Origin of the sequence: Microbacterium sp. Beta, assembly GCF_005502545.1 — a bacterium.
Taxonomy (GTDB): Bacteria; Actinomycetota; Actinomycetes; order Actinomycetales; family Microbacteriaceae; genus Microbacterium; species Microbacterium oxydans.
In genome coordinates this window covers 223,439-241,705 of sequence record NZ_SCOG01000001.1, presented here as the reverse complement: position 1 = coordinate 241,705, position 18,267 = coordinate 223,439, and the positions used below count along the sequence as shown (strand labels likewise).

17 protein-coding genes are annotated in these 18,267 nt (G+C 67.3%); 15 read left to right on the top strand and 2 right to left on the bottom strand.

Annotated features, from left to right (window positions below):
• The first annotated feature begins 138 nt into the window (after window positions 1–138).
• From FFS56_RS01215 to FFS56_RS01175, 9 genes are all read left to right on the top strand, one after another.
• Window positions 139–1,530, top strand: a complete 1,392-nt coding sequence (locus FFS56_RS01215; protein WP_046748281.1) for an inorganic phosphate transporter — start codon at window positions 139–141, stop codon at window positions 1,528–1,530.
• Window positions 1,527–1,862: a hypothetical protein gene (locus tag FFS56_RS01210; RefSeq protein WP_046748282.1), complete on the top strand. Its 336-nt coding sequence runs from the start codon at window positions 1,527–1,529 to the stop codon at window positions 1,860–1,862. Before FFS56_RS01215 ends, FFS56_RS01210 begins: the two co-directional genes overlap by 4 nt.
• A 59-nt stretch (window positions 1,863–1,921) precedes the next feature.
• The gene (locus tag FFS56_RS01205; protein ID WP_127012288.1) at window positions 1,922–2,842 is read left to right on the top strand and encodes a phosphodiesterase; all 921 of its coding nucleotides are present in this window, start codon (window positions 1,922–1,924) and stop codon (window positions 2,840–2,842) included.
• 62 nt (window positions 2,843–2,904) lie between these two features.
• Entirely contained in the window at window positions 2,905–4,365 is a 1,461-nt protein-coding gene (locus tag FFS56_RS01200; protein WP_046748284.1) for an aspartate ammonia-lyase, read from the top strand.
• 167 nt (window positions 4,366–4,532) lie between these two features.
• Window positions 4,533–5,798 carry an extracellular solute-binding protein gene (locus FFS56_RS01195; RefSeq protein ID WP_127012287.1) on the top strand — a complete coding sequence of 422 codons (1,266 nt, stop codon included), beginning with the start codon at window positions 4,533–4,535 and terminating at the stop codon, window positions 5,796–5,798.
• Between the two features lie 4 nt (window positions 5,799–5,802).
• Entirely contained in the window at window positions 5,803–6,753 is a 951-nt protein-coding gene (locus tag FFS56_RS01190) for a sugar ABC transporter permease (RefSeq protein ID WP_046748286.1), read from the top strand.
• Between the two features lie 4 nt (window positions 6,754–6,757).
• Entirely contained in the window at window positions 6,758–7,651 is an 894-nt protein-coding gene (locus tag FFS56_RS01185; protein WP_046748287.1) for a carbohydrate ABC transporter permease, read from the top strand.
• A 45-nt stretch (window positions 7,652–7,696) separates the two neighbouring features.
• A complete protein-coding gene (locus tag FFS56_RS01180; RefSeq protein ID WP_127012286.1) occupies window positions 7,697–9,535 on the top strand; it encodes a glycoside hydrolase family 3 N-terminal domain-containing protein in 1,839 nt (612 codons plus the stop codon).
• Window positions 9,536–9,588: 53 nt separating this feature from the next.
• Window positions 9,589–10,722: a LacI family DNA-binding transcriptional regulator gene (locus FFS56_RS01175; RefSeq protein ID WP_046748289.1), complete on the top strand. Its 1,134-nt coding sequence runs from the start codon at window positions 9,589–9,591 to the stop codon at window positions 10,720–10,722.
• Between the two features lie 18 nt (window positions 10,723–10,740).
• Here the strand turns inward: FFS56_RS01175 and FFS56_RS01170 are convergent, their stop codons facing one another.
• The gene (locus FFS56_RS01170) at window positions 10,741–11,610 is read right to left on the bottom strand and encodes a fumarylacetoacetate hydrolase family protein (protein WP_046748290.1); all 870 of its coding nucleotides are present in this window, start codon (window positions 11,608–11,610) and stop codon (window positions 10,741–10,743) included.
• Between the two features lie 202 nt (window positions 11,611–11,812).
• Between FFS56_RS01170 and FFS56_RS01165 the strand changes: the two genes are divergently transcribed.
• The 4 genes from FFS56_RS01165 to FFS56_RS01150 all read left to right on the top strand — a co-directional run bounded on the left by FFS56_RS01165 (window position 11,813) and on the right by FFS56_RS01150 (window position 15,067).
• Entirely contained in the window at window positions 11,813–13,015 is a 1,203-nt protein-coding gene (locus FFS56_RS01165) for a PrsW family intramembrane metalloprotease (protein WP_046748291.1), read from the top strand.
• A gap of 49 nt (window positions 13,016–13,064) precedes the next feature.
• On the top strand, window positions 13,065–13,745 hold the full coding sequence (locus FFS56_RS01160) for an alpha/beta hydrolase (protein WP_127012285.1): 681 nt from the start codon (window positions 13,065–13,067) through the stop codon (window positions 13,743–13,745).
• Between the two features lie 218 nt (window positions 13,746–13,963).
• Window positions 13,964–14,332, top strand: a complete 369-nt coding sequence (locus FFS56_RS01155; RefSeq protein ID WP_046748293.1) for an FKBP-type peptidyl-prolyl cis-trans isomerase — start codon at window positions 13,964–13,966, stop codon at window positions 14,330–14,332.
• Between the two features lie 180 nt (window positions 14,333–14,512).
• Window positions 14,513–15,067, top strand: coding sequence for a YceI family protein (locus FFS56_RS01150; protein ID WP_045265072.1), 555 nt, complete (start codon window positions 14,513–14,515; stop codon window positions 15,065–15,067).
• A 32-nt stretch (window positions 15,068–15,099) separates the two neighbouring features.
• On the opposite strand, the gene FFS56_RS01145 is transcribed toward FFS56_RS01150, so the two are convergent.
• Entirely contained in the window at window positions 15,100–16,392 is a 1,293-nt protein-coding gene (locus FFS56_RS01145) for an MFS transporter (protein ID WP_127012284.1), read from the bottom strand.
• 236 nt (window positions 16,393–16,628) lie between these two features.
• On the opposite strand from FFS56_RS01145, the gene FFS56_RS01140 reads away from it, so the two are divergent.
• Together FFS56_RS01140 and FFS56_RS01135 are read left to right on the top strand one after the other, a co-directional pair.
• On the top strand, window positions 16,629–17,396 hold the full coding sequence (locus FFS56_RS01140; RefSeq protein WP_231589703.1) for a CPBP family intramembrane glutamic endopeptidase: 768 nt from the start codon (window positions 16,629–16,631) through the stop codon (window positions 17,394–17,396).
• A 10-nt stretch (window positions 17,397–17,406) separates the two neighbouring features.
• A complete protein-coding gene (locus FFS56_RS01135) occupies window positions 17,407–18,240 on the top strand; it encodes a type II CAAX endopeptidase family protein (RefSeq protein WP_046748295.1) in 834 nt (277 codons plus the stop codon).
• The last annotated feature ends 27 nt before the right edge of the window (window positions 18,241–18,267 follow it).

Here is an 18,267-nt window from a genome sequence, read left to right as displayed (position 1 = left end):
GGTCGAGTTGACCGGCACGGGGGAGGGTGGGAGGATTTACCGGGGCCGGTTAACGGAAGTCAAACCCACGGTGAACTCTTCGTTCGTCACGTCGATCACGTCGACATCTCCTTCTTCCTCAACGACCGAAAGCGAACGGTGGAAACCGCAGCCCTCATCGTCGTGCTTGTCATCGCGCTGGCACTCTTCTTCGACTTCACCAACGGCTTTCACGACACGGCGAACGCCATGGCGACGCCGATCGCCACAGGTGCGCTGAAGCCCAAGACCGCCGTCCTCCTCGCCGCGGTCCTCAACCTCGTCGGCGCATTCCTGTCGACGGAGGTCTCCAAGACGATCTCCGGTGGCATCATCCGCGAAGACGCGATCATAGACGCGGGGACCGACCTGTTCCTGTCGCTGATCTTCGCCGGACTGATCGGCGCCATCACCTGGAACATGCTGACCTGGCTGCTGGGTCTGCCGTCGAGCTCGTCCCACGCCCTCTTCGGCGGACTGATCGGCGCGACCATGGTCGGCGCGGGCATCAGCGGGATCGACTTCGGGATGGTGCTCTCGAAGATCGTGCTCCCGGCTCTGATCGCCCCTGTCACCGCCGGCCTCATCGCATTCGCGGCCACCAAGATCGCCTACTCGATCACCCGTCGCTACGACGGGAAGCCCGATGGGCGCGATGGCTTCCGGTGGGGGCAGATCTTCACTTCGTCCCTCGTCGCGCTCGCGCACGGGACGAACGACGCGCAGAAGACGATGGGTGTGATCACGCTGGCGATGATCACCATCGGATGGCAGTCGGGAGCGCACCACGAGCCCGAGCTGTGGGTCATCATCGCCTGTGCGTTCACGATCGCTCTCGGCACCTACCTCGGCGGCTGGCGCATCATCCGCACCCTCGGCAAAGGGCTCACCGACGTCAAGCCGGCGCAGGGTTTCGCTGCGGAGAGCTCGACCGCAGCCACCATCCTCGCCTCCAGCGCCCTCGGCTTCGCCCTCTCCACGACGCAGGTGGCCTCCGGCTCGGTCATCGGCTCCGGTCTCGGACGTCGTGGCTCCACCGTTCGCTGGCGGACCGCCGGCCGTATCGGTGTCGGCTGGCTGCTGACGCTCCCCGCGGCAGGAGGCGTCGGCGCTCTTGCAGCGCTGCTCGTCGTCTGGCTCGGCAACTGGGGTGTCGTGATCGATGCCGTCATCGCGCTCGCCATCATCCTCGGACTCTTCATGCGGTCACGCCGCAACGCCGTGACGCCGGCGAACGCCATGAGTGACGTCGCCGAGTCGGGCCGTGCGATCGAGCTGCCGGACACACCTCCGCCGACGAGGCGTCAGCAGCGCATCGAGCAGGCCAAGGCTGAGGCTCGGGCCCGGGCCGAGGCGCGTGACAAGGCGAAGGCCGAGGCCAAGGCCCAGGCGAAGAAGGACGCGGCGGCGAAGGCGAAGAAGAAGGCCGACGCCAAAGCGACCACCAAGGCATCGAAGACCGCGTCGACGACGCAGAAGCCCGATGCCGGCCGGAACGGAGAGTCCGAATGAGCGTCTCGATCGACTGGTTCGCGTTCCTCCAGGTGTTCGCGGCCGCCCTCATCGGCGCCGCCGCCATCGTGACGTTCTACGCACTGGGGCTCCGCCTCCTCGTCCGCAGCGGTCGCGCACCCGTCGTGAGCCCCGCCGAGTTCACCGACGCGATCACGGTGATCACGGAGAAGGAGCTGAGGCGCGCCGAGAAGCAGGCTGCCAAGGCCGCCCGCAAGAGCCCGCTGACCGAGGGGCAGAAGTCCCTCGCACTGATCGGCGCCTATGCCTGTTTCGCGCTGTGCGGTGTCGCCGTCGTCAGCGGGATCCTGCTCCTGGTCCTCGGACACTGATCGACGGCGAACCGCACGGTCCCGCTCCTCGGTGAACGCTCGGCCATAGGCTGGGGCTCATGTCCGCAGGAACAGGCAGCCCCTACGTGTTCGGCAGGCACGAGCCCGCATCTCATGTGCTCGTCCACGTCAGCGACCCGCATTTCCTCGCCGGGGGGATCCGGCTGGGCGGACGCTACGACGTCGAGGCGAACTTCGCCCGCACGCTGGAGGCGATCCGGGCAGTGCATCCGCACCCTGCTGCGATCGTCGTGACGGGCGACCTCGCCGACCTGGGGGAGCCCGACGCGTACCGGCGACTGCGGGCAGCCGTCGAGCCGGTGGCCGATCAACTGGACACGCCGGTCGTCTGGGTCGCCGGCAATCATGACGAACGCCCTGCACTGCGCGCCGAGCTGCTCGGTCTGGAGCCGACGGAAGACCCTGTCACGGGAATCTGGGACCTCGACGGCCTGAGGGTCATCGCGCTGGACACGAGTGTGCCGGGCTGGCATCACGGCGACCTCGATGAGGGCCAGCTCTCGTGGCTGGCCGACGTGCTCGCCGAACCCGCGCCGCTCGGGACGATGCTGGCCATGCACCACCCGCCGCTGCCGAGCCACCTGCCGCTGTTCGACATCCTCGAGCTGCGGCACCAGGACGAGCTCGCCGACGTCATCCGGGGAAGCGACGTCCGCGGAATCCTCGCCGGCCACCTGCACTACTCGTCCCACGGCACCTTCGCCGGTGTTCCGGTCAGCGTCGCATCCGCCACCTGCTACACGATGAACGTCGCGCGCCCCGCCGCCGAGGTGAACGGCATGGATGCCGCGCAGGCATTCCAGCTCGTCCACGTGTACGCCGACACCATCACGCACACCGTCGTCCCCGTGACCGGCGCCGAGACCGGCGACTACTTCTCCGCGGACTGGCTCGAACGCATGGCGGAGCTCAGCCCGGAAGGGCGACTCGAGGCCTTCTCCCGCAAACCAGGACGCTGAGCGGCGTAGACTGAGGGGCATCCCCCACCCTTCTCACCCGCCACGACCCACGAGGATGTGACATGGCTTCTGCCGCGCCTACCCTGACCCGTACCGAGACCGATTCGCTCGGGAGCATGGAGATTCCCGTCGACGCGTACTGGGGGATCCATACCGCCCGCGCCGACGCGAACTTCCCGATCACGAAGCGGCCGATCTCCGTGTACCCCGACCTCGTGGTCGGTCTCGCGATGGTCAAGCAGGCGAGCGCGCGTGCGAACCGGGAGATCGGCGTGCTCGATCCGGAGCGGGCTGATCTGATCGATCGCGCAGCGCAGCGCGTGATCGACGGCGAGTTCCATGAGCAGTTCACGGTCGGCGTCATCCAGGGTGGTGCCGGAACCTCGACGAACATGAACGCGAACGAGGTCATCACCAACATCGCGCTCGAGATGGCCGGTCACGAGAAGGGCGACTATGCCTTCCTCTCGCCGATCGACCACACGAACCGCAGCCAGTCCACGAACGACGTGTACCCGACCGCGGTGAAGATCGGCCTCTCGCTGACCCTGCGCTCACTGCTCGAGGAGCTCGACCTGCTGCGGCTGTCCTTCCTGGGCAAGTCGCGCGAATTCCACGATGTGCTGAAGGTCGGTCGCACCCAGCTCCAGGACGCCGTGCCCATGACGCTGGGGCAGGAGTTCAACGGTTTCGCCACGACCCTCGGGTACGACCACACGCGACTCACCGAGAACGCGTCCCTCATGTTCGAGATCAACATGGGCGCGACGGCGATCGGTACGGGGATCACGACCCACCCGGGGTACGCACCCGCCGTCCTCAAGCACCTGCGTGAGATCACCGGTCTCGACCTGCGCACGGCCGGCGACCTCGTCGAGGCCACCAGCGACACCGGGTCGTTCATGTCGTTCTCCTCGACGCTGAAGCGCAACGCGATGAAGCTCTCGAAGATCTGCAACGACCTCCGTCTGCTCTCGTCCGGACCGCAGGCGGGTCTCGGAGAGATCAACCTCCCCGCCATGCAGGCGGGCTCGAGCATCATGCCAGGCAAGGTCAACCCGGTCATCCCGGAGGTCGTGAACCAGGTGGCGTTCGCGGTCGCCGGCGCCGACATGACCGTGACGATGGCGGCAGAGGCAGGACAGCTGCAGCTGAACGCCTTCGAGCCGGTGATCGCGCACTCGATCTTCCAGTCGATCACCTGGATGCGTCAGGCGATGTGGACCCTGCGCGTGAACTGCGTCGACGGCATCACCGCCAACCGTGACCGCCTCGGCGCCATGGTGGGGGCATCCGTTGGCGTCATCACAGCCCTCACGCCCTTCATCGGCTACGCGGCGGCGGCCGCTCTGGCGAAGACGGCGCTGCTGACCAACCGCAGCGTTGCCGACCTCGTGGTCGAAGCCGGTCTGATGTCTCGCGAAGAGGTCGTCAAGCAGCTGTCGCCGGCACGTCTCTCCGGCCTCGAGACGATCACGGCGGCGATCCCGGTGGTGGCGTCGGAAGACCTGATCGAGATCTGACCCCTCCTCTTCCAGCGGCCCCGACGGATTCTCGTCGGGGCCGCTCGTCGTCTGCCGTGCATCGGAGTCCTCACGAGGGGTTGCCCGCCAGGAATCTATGCGCTTAAATTATCTGTGACGCGTGTTTAAGCGCATAGATTCAGAACCTGCGATTCAAGGAGGAAGACGTGAAGTTCACGAGTGTTCTGGGAGGCGTGGCGGCTCTGGCTGCGGCATCGCTCCTGCTGAGCGGTTGCGGCCGGGCCGACGACGCGGCCTCCGGGCCGGACGAGGTCACGTCCATCGAGGACGGGCCGGCGACCGGCACGATCTCGATCTGGGCGATGGGCGCGGAGGGCGAAGCCCTTCCCGACTTCGTGAAGGCCTTCCAGAAGGACAATCCCGACGTCAAGATCGACGTCACGCCGATCCCCTGGGACGCGGCTCACAACAAGATCCAGACGGCGATCGCCGGGGGAAACACCCCCGATATCGCGATGATGGGGTCCACGTGGATGGCCGACTTCGGCGATGCCTTCGCCACGGTCCCGGAGCAGATCTCCACCGATGACTTCTTCGAGGGTGCGCTGGGCACGACGAAGATCGGCGAGCGCGCGGCCGGGGTGCCCTGGTACGTCGACACCCGGGTGCTCTACTACCGCACCGACATCGCCGAGAAAGCCGGCTGGACAGAGGCGCCCACCACCTGGGAGGACCTCACACGGATGGCCGCAGACATGCAGAGCAAGGGTGGATCGACGTGGGGCATGAGGCTGCCCGCGGGCAACGACTCCTTCCAGGGAGCGATGTGGATGCCGTGGTCCGCTGGTGCCGAACTCACCGATGGTGATGCGTGGACGCTCGACACCCCGGAGATGGCCGAGGGGTTGGAGTACTACCAGAGCTTCTTCACCGATGGCATCGCCGATCCGAACGTCGACACGTCGCCCGGATCGACCGAGGCGGAGTTCGTCGACGGCTCCGCGCCGATGGTGGTCGAAGGGCCTTTCCTGCGCGGACAGCTCGAAGCCGTCGGCGGTGAGGGCTTCGCCGACAAGTATGCGACCGCCGTGCTGCCGGCCGCGGAGGGCTCGGTGTCCTTCAGCGGTGGGGCGAACCTGGTCGTCTTCAAGGACAGCGACAACGCGTCCTCATCCTGGAAGCTCGTCGACTGGTTGAGCCAGCCGGAGACCCAAGCGGCGTTCTTCGAGGCGACAGGTGATCTGCCGGCGTCCCAGGCCGCGTGGGATGAGACGGCGGTGGCCGACGACGCGAGTCTCGCCACGTTCGGCACGCAGCTCGAGACGGCGAAGGCGCCGCCGGTCACCACCAGCTGGGTGAAGGTCGCCGCGAAGGGCGATCAGGCACTGGAGGCCCTGCGGCGCGGGACCGGCGACGTGTCGTCGGTCCTCGAGACGCTCCAGGGCGAAGCGGACGCCATCGGGCTGGACTGACTCGATGTCCGTATCCACCACCCCTGCTGCGGGGACCGTTCGCGGTTCCCGCAGCGCGGGGGATCAGACGCTGGGCGTCCGGTCGCGACGCAGGCAGGCGCTCGTCGCCTGGGGCTTCGCCCTTCCTTTCGTCATCGTGTTCGCCGTCTTCATGCTGTTCCCGATCGTCGGATCGTTCGCAATGTCGTTCACCGACTTCACCGCCCGCGACATCAGTTCCCCGTTCGCGGTGAATTTCGTGGGACTGCAGCAGTTCTTCACGCTGTTCTCCGACTCGCGGTTCCTGACCTCGTTGGGCGTGACCGGCATCTTCGTCCTGGTCGGCATCCCGATCACGATGATCGTCGCCCTCGCCCTCGCGCTCGCCCTCAACAGCGGGAAGGGGCGCATCGTCTCCGTCTTCCGCGTGGGCTTCTACGCACCCGTCGTGACCAGCATCGTCGCGATATCCGTCGTCTGGCGTTACATCCTGCAACCGGAAGGCCTGCTCAACTCCGCTCTCGCCCTCATCGGCATCGACGGGCCCAACTGGCTCAATGACCCCTCGTTCGCATTGCCGTCGCTCATCATGATGGCGGTCTGGCGCAACGTCGGCACACTGATGGTGATCTTCCTGGCCGGTCTGCAGGCGGTGCCGGAGGATGTCAACGAAGCGGCCACGATGGACGGCGCCTCTGCATGGCGGCGCCTGATCTCCGTGACGCTGCCGCTGCTGCGACCCACCCTGCTCCTGGGCGCCGTCCTCATCTCGGTCGGCTATCTCCAGTTCTTCGAGGAGGCGTTCGTGATGACGAAGGGCGGCCCTCTCGACTCGACGCTGTCCGTGGCGTTCTACACCTATCAGCAGTTCGGATTCGGCGAGTACGGACTGGCATCCGCGGCGAGCTACGTGCTGTTCCTCGCGATCGCACTGATCAGCCTGCTGCAGTTCCGACTGCTCCGTTCGAAGGACTGACGTCATGACGACACCGACGACGGCTCCCCCCGCCGATTCCGCCGAGCTTCCGCAGCGGACGCGCCGGCGCCCACGCGCCGGGCACAACAAGGGCAGGATCCTCACCTACTCGGTCCTGGCCGTCGGGCTCGTGCTGTGGCTCATCCCGTTCGTATGGATGCTGCTCGGCTCCGTCAAGACGCAGGGCGAGATCCTGCGCCGGCCTCCGACGTGGTGGCCCGAGACTCCGACCGGTGAGAACTTCGCCGCATGGTTCGGCCCGCTGGACTTCGGCCACTTCTTCGCCAACAGCCTCATCGTCGCCGTGGCGACCGTGCTGGGCAACATGGTGTTCTGCTCGATGGTCGGCTACGCACTGGCCAAGATGGAGTTCCCGGGGAAGAAGGCGCTGTTCGCGCTCGTCATGGTCACCCTCATGGTTCCCGGCGTGGTGACGTTCGTGCCGTTGTTCGTGATGGTCTCCAGGCTCGGACTGGTGAACACCTTCCCCGGCCTCATCCTGCCCTTCCTCACCGCACCTATCGGCGTCTTCCTGATGCGCCAGTTCATGCTGGGCATCCCGGATCCGCTGCTGGAGGCCGCTCGTCTCGACGGAGCAGGGGAGTGGCGGATCTTCGCGCGCATCGTGATGCCGCTGTGCGGGCCGCCGCTCGCCACCCTCGGCATCCTCACGTTCCTCTCGTCATGGAACAACTTCCTCTGGCCGCTGGTGGCGGCTCAGACCCAGGACATGTACACCCTTCCGGTGGCGCTGTCGCTGTACTCGACCGGTCAGAACGCCACGGACTACGGCCTGCTGCTGGCGGGGTCGGTTCTGGTGATCACGCCGATCCTCCTGCTGTTCGTGTTCCTGCAGCGCTGGTTCATCCGTGGCGTCGCCACGACCGGGCTGAAGTAGGCGACAGCGCTCTCGACCTTCTCCGCCGACAGAAAGAAACGACAGATGAAACCGCACGTCTCCACCTCGAGCGATGGCGTCGCCTATCGCGACCTCAACGGCAACGGCGTCATGGATCCCTACGAGGATCCGCGCCTTCCCGCGACGGAGCGTACCGAAGACCTGGTCTCTCGACTCTCACTCCACGAGAAGATCGGTCTGATGTTCCAGACCGTCATCGAGATCGGGCCGGAGGGGGAGCTGCTGGAGACGCCGGGTGCCATCTCGAAGTCCCCGACATCCGAGGTGGTGCTCCGCAAGCACCTCAGCCACTTCAACGTGCATGCCATGCGCACGGCACGCGAGGGCGCCCATTGGAACAATGCGTTGCAGCGGCTCGCCGAGGACACGCCACACGGTGTCCCTGTCACGATCAGCACGGACCCACGTCACGCCTTCGTGGAGAACACCGGCGTCGCCTTCTCGGCTGGTCCGTTCTCACAGTGGCCGGAGGCGATGGGGCTGGCGGCGATCGACGACCTCGAACTGATCCGACGCTTCGCGGACACGGCACGGCAGGAGTATCTGGCTGTCGGAATCAGGGCGGCGCTGCATCCGCAGATCGACCTGCCGACCGAGGCTCGGTGGGGCCGGCAGGCGCAGACCTTCGGTTACGACGCCGACCGTGTCGCCGAGATCACCGCCGCGTACCTCGACGGGTTCCAGGGGGCGGACCTCGGTCCCTCGAGCGTCGCGTGCACGACGAAGCACTTCCCCGGCGGCGGACCGCAGCTCGACGGGGAGGACCCGCACTTCCCCTACGGCCGGGAGCAGGTCTATCCCGGCGGGCGATTCGAGGAGCACCTCAAGCCTTTCGTCGAAGCGATCCGTCGCGGCACCGCCGGCATGATGCCGTACTACGGGATGCCGGTCGGCCTGGCGCGCAATGGTGAGCACATCGCCGAGATCGGCTTCGGTTACAACCGACAGATCATCACCGAGCTGCTGCGCGAGGAGCTCGGCTATGACGGCGTCGTCGTCACCGACTGGGAGCTGGTCAACGACAACCACGTCGGGGATCAGGTGCTCCCTGCCAGAGCATGGGGGGTGGAGCACCTCACGCCGATCGAGCGGATGCGGATGCTGCTGGATGCCGGCGTCGACCAGTTCGGGGGAGAGGAGTGCGTCGAGCTGCTCCGCGAACTCGTCGAGAGCGGCGCGGTTCCGGAGGCACGCATCGACGTGTCGGTGCGGCGGATCCTGCTCGTGAAGTTCCGATTGGGACTCTTCGATGATCCGTACGTCGACGAGGGCGAGGCCGAACGCATCGTCGGATCCGCGACGTTCCGCGAAGAGGGGTTCCGGGCACAGGCGGAATCCGTCACCGTGCTGGAGAACCGCGATGGCACGCTGCCGCTGTTCGCCGGTGAGCGTCCCCGCGTGTATGCGGAGGGCGTGAGCGACGGCGCACTGCGGGAGTTCGCGGAACCGGTGCTCGGTCCCGAGGATGCCGACCTCGCGATCGTGCGCATCGGAGCGCCCTTCGAGCCCAGGGACGATCTCTTCCTCGAGCGCTGGTTCCACCAGGGATCCCTCGAGTTCCCGCCGGGACTCGTCGTCCGCCTCCGACGCATCGCGGCGGACTGCCCGCTCGTTCTGGTCGTCACCCTCGACCGTCCGGGGATACTCACACCGTTCGTGCCGTTCGCGTCGGCACTAGCCGTGGAGTTCGGCAGCTCGGATGAGGCGGTCCTCGCGGCGCTGAGCGGATCCATCCCTCCGCGGGGCACGCTCCCGGTGGAGATCCCGAGCTCCATGGACGCGGTGCGCCGTGCACGGCCTGATATGGCGGGGGACACGGTCGATCCGCTGTACCCGTTGCGCAGCGGACTCACCCTGCGCTGACTCCCCGACGTCGGCGGGGCCGTCAGTAGAATCGCCCAGAGAGCGAGGTGCCCATGGCGATCAGCCGCCCCACCGTCTACGACGTCGCCGAACGAGCCGGCGTGTCGATCGCGACCGTATCCTTCGCCTTCCGCCGGCCCGAGAAGGTCCGTCCGGAGACCAGGGAGTCGGTGCTGCAGGCGGCGAGGGAGATCGGATACCTCCCCAGCGGATCCGCGCGCAACCTGGCCAGGGGGAAGACCGGCGTGCTCGGTCTTCACCTGTTCGACATGCTCCTCGACGGTCGACCGGGTGGCACGTCGCCGCAGAACCCGGGCGTCGGTGAGACGAGGGTCGACCTGAACACCCTCGATCTCGACGCCGCGCCGGTGCCCTGGGATGAGGCGGAGGACCGACGGCTCAGCGAACCGCAGACGTTCCCGCTGTACGTCGACGAGGTGCAGCGAGGCTTCGTGCTCGAGTGCAAAAGGAACGGTCGGGCGGTGCTGCTGAGCAACGGCGGCACCGATCTGCCGGACGTCGCCGACACGGCTGGACGCGTCGACGGGCTGGCGGTGCTGCCGGGGCGTTCGGCTACGGCATCACTCGCATCGGTTGCCGCCAACCTGCCGGTCGTCGTGCTCAGCAGCGAGGCGGGGGAAGGGCACCGAGTGCTCGTCGACAACGCCGGCGGTGAGCGGATGCTGATCGACCACCTCGTCGACCGGCACGGCGTGTCCTCGCTCGGTTGGGTCGGCGCCCACCTCTCGCACGACTATGCGGAGCGGATGGACGCGTTCTTCCAGATCATCGCGGACCGCGGGGAAGGCGTGACCGGTGAGCTGTTCGACGAGGTCGACGTCGAGGCGTCTCCGGACTTCCGCACGGTGATCGACCGTGCCCGTGCCGGCACTCTCCCCGATGCCCTTGTCTGCGCGAGCGACCAGGTCGCCATCGCGCTCATCGGTGTGCTGCGCGCCGAAGGTGTGGAGGCGCCCCGAGATGTGCTCATCGCCGGGTTCGACGGCATCCTCGCGGCGCGCACGTCGACTCCGACGCTCACGACGATCCGCCAGCCGATGGAACTCATGGGACGGGTCGCTGCCCATCTGCTGCTCACCGACCCGGGCGACGGCTCGACGCCGCCGCGCACCGTGCGCCTCGGTGTCGGCCTCCAGACCGGACAGAGCTGCGGCTGCACGAGCTGAGTCGTGTTGCGCGGTGGCTCAGTCGGTGATCCGGCAGTGCGTGGTCAACTCGCCGATGCCGTCGATGCCGACGGTCACGGTGGAGTGGTCGCGGAGGAAGATCTGCGGGTCGCGTGAGTATCCGGCACCGCCGGGGCTGCCGGTCGAGATCAGGGTGCCGGGGAGCAGCGTGAGCGACTGCGAGAGGTGGGCGATGAGCTTCGCGACCGACCGGACCATCTGGTCGGTGCTCGCGTCCTGCACGGTGTGGCCGTCCACGACGGTCCAGATGTGGAGGTCCTGCGGGTCTGCCACCTCGTCGGCGGTCACGGCGAAGGGCCCGGTCGGAGTGAATCCGTCGAACGACTTGCAGCGGGACCACTGCGCCTCGGAGAACTGGATGTTCCTGGCCGTGATGTCGTTCACCACCGTGTAGCCCCAGACGTGAGTCAGGGCATCGGCCTCGGCGACGTCCTTGGCGGGGGTGCCGATGAGCACGCCGAGCTCGGCTTCGTAGTCGACGGCTTCGCTCAGAGCGCGCGGCCACGACGTGGTCTGGTCGTGACCGGTGAGCGAGTTCGGCCACAGCGTGAAGACCGTCGGCGCGGCGTCCGTCTTCAACCCCAGCTCGCTCGAGTGGGCGGCGTAGTTGAGGCCGACGGCCAGCACTGCGGGGGGAGTGAGCACCGCGGAGTCGAAGGCCCACCCGTCGAGCGGGTGCCGCGGGGCTGAGCCGTTCTCCAGGGCCCCGCGAAGAGCGTCGAGAGCCGAATCTCCTCCCTCGATCAGCTGCTGCAGGGTGGCAGGAGGGTCTGTCAGGAGGTCAGAGACGAGAATGGCGTCCGATCCCTCGACCACGGCGAGAGCCGCGTGGGGGGAGTCAGGACGGCGCAGGTGAGCGAACCGCATGCTCCTACGCTACCGGGTGGGTGCAGGTAGCCGGGTGGAGGGCGTCGCCATATCCGGACCATCGACGTTGTGCCCATAAGCTTTGCCTATGAGTTCCGGAGGACCGACCCAGCCGCAGCAGCCCTCGCCGTATGCTCCTCCGCCCGCGTCGCAGCCGACGTCCGGACCGACACCGCCGCCTCCCTACTCACCCGCTTATCCCGTGGCCTCGACGCCGCCGACCGCTGCGAGGAGGTCTGTCGCGGGCTACGCCTCTCCTCTCGCGCAGCCGACTCCGTACACGCCGCCGGCTCCGGTCGCCCCATCGCCCGCGGAGTCGCTTCCCGCTCTGCCCGTGCCGACGAGGAAGGGCCGCACGATATCGCTCTGGCTCTTCGGCGTGCTCGGTTTCCTGCTGATCGCGCTCGTGGGCTACTTCGTGTGGGCGCTCGGATCCTTCGCCTCCGTGGTCGGTCTGGTCCTCGCGCTCATCCCGCTCACGATCGTGTTCCTCGGCGTCCGGCTGATCGATCGCTGGGAGCCCGAGCCCAAGCGGCTCGTCGCGTTCGCGATCGCCTGGGGTGCGGTGGCCGCGGTCGGGCTCACGCTGCTGGTCGACACGGCGCTCACGCTCCTGCTCGGCATCCGGTCTGAGGAGTTCGGTGCTGTCGTGCAGGCACCTGTCGTGGAGGAGCTCTGGAAGGGCCTCGGCGTCTTCCTCATCTTCCTGCTCGCCCGTAGGGCGTTCGACGGTCCTGTCGACGGCATCGTCTACGGAGCCCTGGTCGGTGCGGGCTTCGCCTTCACCGAGAACATCCAGTACTTCGGGGTGAGCTTGATCGAGGGCGGGGGAGAGCAGCTGACCGTGACCTTCGTCGTGCGCGGACTCCTCTCGCCCTTCGCTCACGCCATGTTCACCGCGATCACCGGTTTCGCGATCGGCATGGTCGCTCGTCGCCACGGCTCGGCGCGGGCTGCGGCCGGAGCCGGAGCACTGGGTCTGGTCGGAGCGATCCTGCTGCACGCGCTCTGGAACGGGTCAGCGACCTTCGCGGACTTCTTCGGGCTCTACTTCACTCTCCAGGTGCCGCTGTTCATCGGTTTCATCCTGGGCATCGTCGCGCTGCGACGGGAGGAGGCGCGACTCACGAGAGCCCGCCTGGAGGACTACGCCGCAGCGGGGTGGTTCACCCCGGAGGAAGTCACGATGCTGGCCACACCCGGCGGACGCAAGGTGGGTCTCGCGTGGGCATCCCAGCTGCGCGGCGACCGGCGTCCGCTGATGCGGGCGTTCATCAAGGACGCGACCGAGCTCGCCTCCGTCCGGCAGCGGGCTATCACGGGACGCGACCCGATGGCCGTCAACGACGAGCGTGCGCTGCTGATCCGCACCAGGGCCACGAGGGCGGCTCTCCTGGCCTACTGACGTGCGGCCGCGGCCGGCGTACTCTTCTGGCAAGGAAGGGCGGTGGCGGATGAGGACGTACGTCGTGATCCACGGCGGTGGTGACGTCGGCTGGTCGTGGCATCTCGTGGCAGCCGAGCTGCGCAGGCGTGGTCACGCGGTGTTCGCCCCTGACCTGCCCGCCGACGACGACACCCTCACGCTCGAGGACTATGCCGAAGCGGTCGTGGACATCGTCGGTGCACGCCGGGAGGTGACGGTCGTCGGGCACTCCTTCGGGGCGTTCACCGCGCCCCTGGTCGCGGCACAGCTCGCCGCCGATGAGCTCGTCCTGTTCGCTGGCATGATCCCCACGCCGGACGAGTCCCCGAGTCAGTGGTGGGAGAACTCCGGGTACACGGTCGCTTCCGCGTCCCGATCCGCGCAGGACGGAGGGCTGACCGGCAATGAGGATCCGCTCGTCAGCTTCTACAACGGCGTCCCGCGCGCGCTTGCAGAGGAGGCATTGCGGCGCGAGCGCGCGCACCCGTCGCAGGAGGCGATGGAGCGGCCGTGGCCGCTTCGGGAGTGGCCCGACGTGTCGACGCGAGTGGTGGTGTTCTCGGACGACCGCTTCTTCCCCTCCGGGTTCCTGCGCGACCTGGCTGCGACCCGCCTCGGGCTGACCGCGGATGAACTCCCGGGTGGTCACTGCGCGATGCTGAGCCACCCCGTGGAGATCGCAGACCTGCTGTGCGGAGACGCCGGGTGACCGCGGAGCGCAGGCCTGTGGCAAGACTCAGCGCCCGGTGCTGCGGCGATGCCTGCGAGTCTCCCGGGCGCTGAGTTGATCTGTAAACAGGGTGCACCCGGCCCCGCGCGAGTGTCAAGAGCTTCTTCCCCCGGCGCCTCGATGAAGTTGCGAGGTGTTCGCTGTGAGCAGGTGCCGGTGCGTTGACCCGGTCCATCGCGCTCGGGTTTGATGGACGTATGACTGATCGCACAAAGCCTGAGTTCGACGCCCCCACCGGCCCTGCGCCCGCGGACCTCGTCATCCGCGACATCATCGAGGGTGACGGTGCCGAGGCGAAGCCCGGCGACACCGTCACCGTGCACTATGCGGGGGTCGAGTTCGACTCCGGCGAAGAGTTCGACTCCTCCTGGGGTCGTGGTGAGACCATCCAGTTCCCGCTGCGGGGTCTCATCCAGGGCTGGCAGGACGGCATCCCCGGCATGAAGGTGGGTGGCCGCCGCGAGCTGATCATCCCGCCGCACCTGGCCTACGGCCCCGTCGGCGGAGGCCACTTCCTCTCCGGCAAGACCCTGATCTTCATCATCGATCTCGTCGCCGTCGGCTGATCCGGGCTCGCTCAACGAGGCGCCCCGCTCCTTCGGGAGAGGGGCGCCTCGTGCTGTTCGGGAAAAGTTTCTTCATTCAGGGGAATACATGCTTCTGAATGTAAGTTGTCACAGTGGTCGCGGTGAACGCGGCCCCTGTCCCTTGCCGCAGCTGCGGCTGACGTCTCCAGAGGAGAAGCAATGACCAGCATCGACATCCCCGGCTACCGTCCCGGCACCTGGGTCCTGGACCCCTCGCACAGCGAGGTCACCTTCAGTGTCCGTCACATGATGATCTCGAAGGTGCGTGGCACCTTCGGCGTCAAGAGCGCCACCCTGATTGCTCCGGAGAACCCTCTCGAGGCCAAGGTCGAGGCATCCGTCGACGTCACGTCGGTCGACACCAAGGATGAGGGCCGCGACCAGCACCTCCGTTCCGCCGACTTCTTCGACACCGAGAACTTCCCGACCATGGAGTTCGTCTCGACCGGCGCACGCGCCGAGGGCGGCGACCTGTTCGTCGACGGCGACCTCACCATCCGCGGCATCACGAAGCCGGTGACCTTCGAGCTCGACTTCGGCGGATTCGGCAGCGACCCGTGGGGCAACTACAAGGCCGGCGCATCCGCCAAGACGGTCATCAACCGCGAGGACTTCGGCCTGACCTGGAACGCTGCGCTCGAGACCGGCGGCGTTCTCGTCGGCAAGGACGTGACCATCAGCCTCGACCTCCAGGGCGCGCTGCAGCAGGACTGACGCGTCGGATAGAGACCGGAACCCCGGGCCCGTCAGGGCTCGGGGTTCTCTGCGTCGTAGTCGTGGAAACGACGGCTGCGGCGGGCGAGCGTCGCCACCAGAGCGATCACCAGGAAGCCGCCGAGCATGGGCGGGAACCAGAGGCTCGTCAGTGTCGCGAGCGTCCCCGCGTACAGCGCCCCGACGCGGGGGCCGCCGGCGACGACGACGACGAAGAGTCCCTGGAGGCGTCCGCGCATCGCGTCGGGCACGGCGGCCTGCATCATCGTGTTGCGGTAGATCGAGCTGACGTTGTCGGAGGCGCCGGAGAGCGCCAGTGCGATGCACGCGGCGATGATGAGGCCCAAGTTCGGCACAGCCTCGCTCGCAGGGGCGGAGAGCGCGCCGATGAGCAGCACGGCGCCGAAGAGCAGGATCGATCCGCCGTAAGCCTCGACGGCTCTCGCGATCCCTCGACCGTGCCAGCGGTACTGCACGACGCGGCCGGAGAACAGACTCGAGGTGAAGGTCCCGACGGCGACCGCGGCCGTCAGGATGCCGGTGGTCAGTGCACCGCCGCCGAGGAGAACCGTGCCGAGCGCCGGGAACAGCACGAGCGGCTGTCCGAACGTCATCGCGATGATGTCGATGATGTACTGCATGCGGATGTTGTCGGCCTTGCGGAGGAACCGCCAGCCGTCGACCAGAGACTCCAGTCCGGGGCGGACGGCCTCGCCCTCCGGGCGCAACGCCGGCAGCGTCCACAGCCCGAGGAACATCGACAGCATCAGCACCACGTCGATCGTGTAGGTCCATCCGTAGCCGGTGAGGGCCACGAGGAGGCCCGCCAGCGCGGGACCCGCCATGACGGTGAGCCCGAAGGCGACGCCGTTGAGTGCCGATGCCGCGGCGAGTTTTTCCCGCGGGATGAGACGCGGGACGATCGCGGTGCGCGTCGCCATGCCCACGGAGTTGGCGGCCGAGTTGATCATGCTCAGGGCGTACAGCCACCAGATCGTCTCCGTGCCCGTCCAGGTGAGCGCGGCCAGGAGCGCTGTGGAGGCGAAGGTGACGGTGGCGGCGATGAGGGCTACCCGGCGCCTGTCGAACGCGTCGGCGAGCATCCCGCCGTACAGGCCGGCGAGGATCATGGGTACCAGTCCGGCGACGGCGATCATGGACACGGCGAAGGTGTTCTGCGTGAGCTCGAACACGTGCAGCATGACCGTCACGATGGTGAGCTGGCCGCCGATGCCCGCCAGGGTCGAGCCGATCCACATCCGGGCGAATGCGGGGCTGGATGCGAGAGGGGAGAGGTCGATCAGATGACCGCGTCTGGGGGTCACGCTTCGGACTGCTTCTGCACGGTTCGAGACTAGGGCGTGTCTGACAATATGAGCCAGGCGAAGACAGCGTCGAGGGCTACAGAGTGGCTCGCGGCGCCGTTGGTCTAAGTTGCATTGACGCTGAGCCGAAAGGCGGTGAAGATTGCTCGGCCTTCGTCCTGCACGATCTTGCGGGATACCGGCTGCGGTGCGTAGAAGTCATGTGTTCGAAACGGGGCTCTGCCAGGATGTGGGTTATGACTGAGACTCTGAAGGTGCGTCCTCGGGTGTGGATCGGCCTCGCCATCTACATCGGCTACGTCGCGGTCGTGTTCCTCGTGCAGCAGTTGAGCGGTGTGCCGTACACCGAGCTCGGCGAGAGCGGCGGCAACCTGTTCCTCGGGGCAGGCCTCTCGCTGATCGTCGCCGCGATCCTGCTGGCGATCACGACGACGCTCCTGGGCTGGTGGCGGCCCGCGCTCCGCGAGCAGAAGCGTAGCGTTCGGTGGCCGATCATCGCGCCGATCATCATGGTCGTCGCGCTCCTCATCAATCTCGCCTCCACCGACTGGGCCTCCTATGACGGGGCGTTCTTCGCGGCGTCCATCGTGTTGATCCTCGTCGGCTTCACCGAAGAACTCACCACTCGCGGTCTGCTTCTCACGTCCCTGCGCAGCACGCTCAGCGAGGGGTGGGTGTGGTTCCTCACCTCTGCACTGTTCGCACTCATGCACCTCATCAACGCCGCATCCGGCCAGGCGCTCCTCGCGACTGTGCAGCAGGTAGCCTTCGCGTTCCTCGGCGGCACCATCTTCTACATCGTGCGCCGGACGACCGGCACGCTCATCTGGGCAATGGTCCTGCACGGCCTCTGGGACTTCTCGACGTTCGCCGTGTTGCACGGTACTCCTGGTCCCTTTGCCGGGTTCGGCTCCATCGTCTACCTGGGCGCGGGCGTGCTCGCCCTGATCTTCGTCCCGTTCGTCATCCGCGGCGCGAACGAGAAGATCGGCGCACGTGCATAACGAGTCAGCGGTGACATCCGGGCGCCCGCGGAGCATCTGGCTCGCCCTCGCCGCGGTCGTCGTATACGTCCTCCTCGCCGCTGGCCTCGGCAGTCTGCTGAGCGGACTCGCAAGCGACGATCAGGAACTTGCACAGTTCTCGCTCGGCCACTTCATACCACTCGCCATCGCGATCATCGGTCTGCTTCTGTTCCTGCGCTGGGCGAGCTGGGGTGAAGATGTATGGCGGGAGCGTCCGACTCCGTCACTCACGCCGAAGCGCTGGTGGTTGGTCTCGATACCCGTCCTCGTGGTGCTGCTGCCTATCAGCCAACTTGGCGACATCCCTTGGGCATCTCGTCCTATCGGATACGTTCTCGTGATCGCGGCAGGCACCCTGATGGTCGGGTTCGGTGAGGAGCTGCTCATCCGTGGGGTCCTGCTCACGGCGTTGCGCGCGCGTCACGGTGAGCTCGTCACCCTTCTCGGGACCAGCCTCGTGTTCGCGCTCGCGCACATCCCCGGCAGCATCATCGCCGGCGCCTCGCTCGCCACCATCGCGTTCCAGGTGTCTTTCCTCGCCGCGGCCGGTGCCGCCTACTATTGGGTGCGCCGCGTCACCGGACGACTCTGGGTCGCCATGCTCGCCCACGCCTTCACCGACTGGGTGCTGTACCTCGCGTCGGGTGCAGGAACACCAGGCGCGTCCATGCCGCAGGCCCACTCCTCGGAGAGCCCGGATCCCTTCCAGGTCACGTTCCAGATCCTGTTGCTCGTGGCGACCACCATCAGCATCATCAGCGTCATCCGAGAAGACCGACGCAAAACCGAGGCAAAGATCGCTCGGCCGCAGCTGCCGCACTAGTGGGCTGACGTGAGGCCCACCGACACC